4 protein-coding genes are annotated in these 5,522 nt (G+C 70.3%); 1 reads left to right on the top strand and 3 read right to left on the bottom strand.

Annotation, left to right across the window (positions count from 1 at the left end):
* Positions 1-123: 123 nt before the first annotated feature.
* From HWD99_RS18280 to HWD99_RS18270, 3 genes are read right to left on the bottom strand one after another with little or no spacing between them, the layout of a single operon-like run.
* A complete protein-coding gene (locus HWD99_RS18280; protein ID WP_308220749.1) occupies positions 124-1,476 on the bottom strand; it encodes an L-serine ammonia-lyase in 1,353 nt (450 codons plus the stop codon).
* 35 nt (positions 1,477-1,511) lie between these two features.
* Positions 1,512-2,756, bottom strand: coding sequence for a M20 family metallopeptidase (locus HWD99_RS18275; RefSeq protein WP_241797620.1), 1,245 nt, complete (start codon positions 2,754-2,756; stop codon positions 1,512-1,514).
* Positions 2,753-4,249: an MFS transporter gene (locus HWD99_RS18270; RefSeq protein ID WP_241797619.1), complete on the bottom strand. Its 1,497-nt coding sequence runs from the start codon at positions 4,247-4,249 to the stop codon at positions 2,753-2,755. The genes HWD99_RS18275 and HWD99_RS18270 overlap by 4 nt, the downstream gene beginning before the upstream one ends.
* Before the next feature lie 116 nt (positions 4,250-4,365).
* Between HWD99_RS18270 and HWD99_RS18265 the strand changes: the two genes are divergently transcribed.
* Positions 4,366-5,367, top strand: a complete 1,002-nt coding sequence (locus tag HWD99_RS18265; protein ID WP_241797618.1) for an Lrp/AsnC family transcriptional regulator — start codon at positions 4,366-4,368, stop codon at positions 5,365-5,367.
* Positions 5,368-5,522 lie beyond the last annotated feature (155 nt).

Below are 5,522 nucleotides of genomic sequence, written 5' to 3'. Positions count from 1 at the left end.
TGAGCGAAGACGACGAAGTCGACTGAGACGAAACGTCGCGAGCCGATCCCGGAAAGTCACCACGTTTCGTCTCGGGCGGCTCCGCCGGCCTCGCTCAACGACCGGGACAGAAAGTGGGGTGCGTCAGCACTCCACGACATTCACCGCGAGCCCGCCGCGACTCGTCTCCTTGTACTTGTCGCTCATGTCGGCGCCGGTCTGACGCATCGTCTCGATCACGGCGTCCAGCGACACCACGTGGCTGCCGTCGCCATGCAGGGCGAGGCGGGCAGCGGTGACGGCGGTCGACGCGGCGACGGCGTTGCGCTCGATGCAAGGGATCTGCACGAGCCCGGCGATCGGGTCGCACGTGAGTCCGAGGTGATGCTCCATCGCGATCTCCGCCGCGTTCTCGACCTGCTGCGGGGTTCCGCCGAGCACGGCGCACAGTCCCGCGGCGGCCATCGCGCACGCGGACCCGACTTCGGCCTGGCAGCCGCCCTCCGCGCCCGAGATCGATGCATTCGCCTTGATCAGCGAACCGATCGCGGCGGCGGTCAGCAGGAAGGTCCGCACAGCCGCAGCATCTGCGCCGGGCACGAACCGCGAGTAGTACATGAGCACGGCGGGAAGGATGCCGGCGGCACCGTTCGTGGGCGCGGTGACAACACGCCCACCGCCCGCGTTCTCCTCATTCACAGCCAGCGCGAACGCCTGCAGCCAGTCGGACGTGACCGGCTGCCCCGCGGCCTCGGCACGCAGGATGCTGTCGCGCATCGAGCGGGCCCGCCGCGGCACGCCGAGACCACCCGGCAGCACACCCTCGGCATCCAACCCCGCCTCGACACATGAACGCATCGCGTTCCAGATCGCGTCCAGCCCCGCATCCACGGCATCGGCGCCACGCACGGCAAGCTCACCGGCGAGCGCAACGTCGGCGATCGACCGACCACCTGCGCACAGCGAGAGCAACTCCGCAGCCGTCCGGAACGACGGCATCCCGTCGGGCACGACCGCACTCTCGACGACCTCACCGACGCGCTGGATGAATCCACCGCCGACCGAGAGATACGTCTCCTCCGCGATCGACACCCCACCAGGCCCGAACGCCCGGATCACCAGCGTGTTCGGGTGCCCCGGCTGCCGGGTGAACGGATCGAGCACGACATCAGAACTGTCGAACGCCACCGGGACGACGCCGCCGAACAGCAACGGCGATCCCGCCGGGTGCCCCGACCACGCTCCGCGCACGGATGCCGGATCACACGTCTCGGGATCCAGACCGGCCACCCCCGCGACGACGGCATCCGGCGTCCCGTGCCCGAGCCCGGTCGCGGCGAGCGACCCGTAAAGCACCACCTCGACGCGACGGATGCTGGACGGATGCTCCCCCAGCACGCGCCGGGCGAAGTCGCGCCCGGCGCGCATCGGCCCCACCGTGTGCGACGACGAGGGGCCGATGCCGATCGAGAACAGATCGAAAGCCGAGACGTACACGCTGCGGCGAGCGCGGGTCGAAGAGGAGAGAGTCGTCACTCCTGGCCCTGCGGGTGGGTGGTCGCACCGACCGGCCGCGCGGCCTGCCGAGCGAGCAGATCCGCACGCGACGACGGTGTGAGCGCGGCGGTGGCCGCCGCCCACGCGAGGCCGATCGCCGCATCGATCACGGCTCGGTCCGCGGCGGGCGTCGCGGCATCCGCAGCGAATCCCTCGGTGTGCGGCGCCGACGTCGACCCGAGAATCGCGATGCCGGGGTGGATCGACGGCACGACCTGCGAGACGTTGCCCATGTCGGTCGAGCCGCCCGCGGCGCCGGTGAACGCGATGGGCTCGCGGCCGAGCTCGGTGAGCGCGTCGTTCCACGCCTCGGCGAGCAGCGGCTCCTGGATGAGCGGGTCGTAGCGCGGCTCCGTGCGCACCTGCTCCCACGAGCATCCCGACGCCAGGGCTCCCGCCTCGAAGCAGGCCATCACCCGTCGCTTGGCGTCGCGCAGCTCGTCGAGGTCGAACGAGCGCACCTCGGCCTGCAGCACGGTGCGCGCGGGGATGATGTTCGTCACCTCGCCGCCCTGCGTGACCACGGCGGCGGTGCGCACGGTGCCGGGCAGCTGCTGACGGAGCAGGCCGATCGAGGTGAGGGCGATGGTCGCGGCATCCAGCGCGTTGACGCCCTTGTCGGGAGCCGCCGCGGCATGCGCCGGCCGACCCGTGTACGTGACCTGGAAGCGGTCGACGGCCTGCGTCGCGAAGCTCTCGCAGCGCACGTCGATGCCGGGGGATCCGTGCACCATGAGCGACACCGTCGCGTCTTCCCACGCGCCGCCCTCGAGCATGAGCACCTTGCCCCCACCGTGCTCCTCCGCGGGAGCGCCGAGCAGCTTGACGGTGAGGCCCGCGTCATCGGCGATGGCCGCGAGCGCGATCGCCGCACCCAGCCCTGCCGCCGCGATGACGTTGTGTCCGCAGGCGTGGCCGATGACCGGAAGAGCGTCGTACTCGGCGCAGATCGCGACCACGAACTCCCCGTCGCCGAAGCTGGCGTCGATGGCGGTGTCCACTCCGAAGGCGCCGACCGTGGCGGTGAAACCGGCATCGCGCAGGGCCTCGGCGACGAGGTTCGCCGCCCGCACCTCCTCGAACGCGATCTCGGGATCATCGTGGATCTCGTGGCTGATCTCGACGAGGCGCAGCTCCCAGGCGCGCACGGCATCGGCACTGCGCTGCTTCGCCTCCGCGAGGTCGAGCAGGGTCTCGGTGGTCGGGTCGGCGAGGGTCATGCGGTTTCTCCTTCGAGAACGGGGTCGGCCGTGGTGACGGCGGGGACAGGGGTGGGGTCTTCGGCGACCGGTGCGGGAACGCGGAGGAACAGGGCGAGCACGGCGATCGCGACGCCGATGGCCGCGCAGATGCTCCACACCGCGATGTAGCCCTCGAACGAGGTGGTGGTCACGGCGGCGTCACCCGTGCCGACCGTCATGAGGAAGCTGCCCATGACCAGGGCGAACACGGCACCCGCGACGGCTCCTGCCGCGGTGCGAGACGTGTTGTACAGGGCCGAGGCGATGCCGACCGAGTCGGCGGGGGCGCGGCGCACCACGATGGTCGGCAGCACCGAGATGAGCAGACCGTTGCCGAGCCCGGCGATCACCATGGCCCCGACGAAGACGGCGACGACGCTCGGCGCCGCGAGGAAGGCGAGGTAACTGCCGCCGACGAGCACACCGCCGAGCACGATCGCACCCTTCGCTCCGATGCGGCCGGCGACACGGTCGCCGACGATCGACGCGAGGAAGGCCGAGAGCGCGGCGGCCAGCGAGATGACTCCCACGGCGGCTGCCGTGAATCCGAGGCCGAAGCCGACGGCATCCGGATCGCTGAGCACGTAGACGCTGGAGGCGGTCTGCCCGCCGAAGAGCTGGGCGCCGAAGAGGAACGCGATGATGATCGGCAGGCCGATGCCGCCCTTGGTGAGCAGCGCGATGTCGATGAGCGGGTGCGCGACGCGCTTCTCGACCATGACCCAGACGACGAGCAGGGCGACACCGCCGAGGATCGCGACCCAGGTGATCGGGTTCGTCCAACCCCACGCGGATGCGTTCGAGATGCCGCCGAGGGTGGCGAGGAGTCCGATGCCGAGCAGCGAGGCACCGAGCCAGTCGGTCTTGCCTGCGGCGCGCACGGTGGTCTCAGGCACGAGGAACGCGACGACCGGCACGCAGATGAGCAGGAAGATGGCAGGCATCCAGAGCACGGCGCGCAGGTCGCCGAGCGCCCCGAACAGGAGGCCGGAGCCGAGGGACCCGAGAGCGGCTCCGAAGGTGAGCGCACCGACGAGCTTGCCGATCGACCGCCCGGCGGACTTCTCGTCGCGGTCGCGGACGATCGCGAACTCGAGCGGCAGGAAGGCGGCGAGCGGCGCCTGCAGCGCCCGACCGACGAGGAAGACCTCATAGCTCGGGGCGATGGCGACGACGATCGATCCCAGCGCGACGAGCGCGGTCGAGATCAGGAGCAGCTTCTTGTGCCCGTAGCGGTCGCCGAGCTTGGCGAGGATCGGCACGCAGACGACGGTCGCGAGCATGTAGGCGGCGCTGACCCAGTTGAGTTGCGCGGCGCCGACGCCGAACTCCTCGCCGATCGCGGCGAGCAGCACGGGGTACCAGCCCTGCAGCATTCCGGAGCCGAGCTCCATGACGACGAGGAAGCCGACGGCCCCGCGCAGAGCGGTGCGGCCGGAGATGGTCTTGCCAGGCGGTGCGGGGACAGCCATGAGGACTCCTTGAGAGCAATCGGGTGGAGCAAGAGCGGATCGGGTTGCAGTGACTCTAGGAACGGGGCTGTACGATCACGGTCAGGTGCACGAAATCGGATGCAGAGGTGTGGCGAATGCAGGAAATCGGACTGGACGATCTCGATCAGCGACTCATTCACGCCGTGCAGGTGAGCCCGCGAGCGACCTGGAACGCGCTGGCACCCGTCGTCGGCGCCGACCCCGCCACCCTGTCGCGCCGCTGGGCGAGACTCGTGGAAGAGGGCATCGTCTACGTCACCGGATACGGCGCACGGGCACCGGCGGTGCTCGTGCTGATCGAGATCGAGTGCAGTCCGGGCGAGACCCTGGCGGTCGCCGAGACTCTTGGACGAGACCCCGAGGCGTTCACGATCGACCTCACCGCGGGCGGACGCGACATCTTCCTCACGCTCGCGGTTCCGGATGCCGAGGCGCTGGCCGTCTGGACGCTGGAGCGCATCCGCGGGGTCGCCGGCGTGCGCTCGATGCGCACCCACCTGGTGTCGGAGACCGTCCGCGATGCGCGGGGATGGCGGCTCCGTGCGCTCACTGCGCAGGAGGTCACGCAGATCGAGTCCCTGGAACGGCGTGCGCCCTCAGCATCCGTTCGCATGTCGACGGAGCAGAGGAACGCGATCGCCGCCGAGCTCGCCTACGACGGTCGCGTCGGGATCACGGAGCTGGCCTCTCGACTCGGGATGGCACCGCGCCGGGTGCGCGACGCGATCGCCGAGATGCGCGAGTCCGGACGCCTGGCGATCCGCGTCGACGTCGCCCGACGCTACACGCCGTGGCCGATCTACGCGTGGTACTTCTTGCGCGTGCCCGCCGCGATGGCTGAGCGCATGGGTGCACAGCTCGGACGTATCGAGGAGGTGCGCCTCGTGGCGAACACCGTCGGCGAGTACAACGTGATCATGGCCGTATGGCTGCGCACCCTGCAGGACGTCGGACGCATGGAGGCGATCATCGAGGAGCGCCTGCCCGGAGTCAGCATCGCCGACCGGTCGGTCGTGCTGCGGACGACGAAGCATCTCGGGCACCTGCTGCATGCCGACGGTCGGGCGTCGGGCGAAGTCGTGCCGCTGCCGATCTGACGGTGCCCTCCGGTCGTTGAGCGAAGAGCGAGTCACGGTCGTTGAGCGAAGACGACGGAGTCGGCTGAGACGAAACGGCGCGAGCCGACCCCGAGACCTGACCACGTTTCGTCTCGCTCGGCTCCGCCGGGCTCGCTCAACGACCGGGAAAGGTC

This window comes from Microbacterium sp. C5A9 (assembly GCF_022627955.1).
GTDB lineage: Bacteria > Actinomycetota > Actinomycetes > Actinomycetales > Microbacteriaceae > Microbacterium.
The sequence above is the reverse complement of the archived record's forward strand: the minus strand, read 5'-3'. Positions and strand labels throughout refer to the sequence as shown.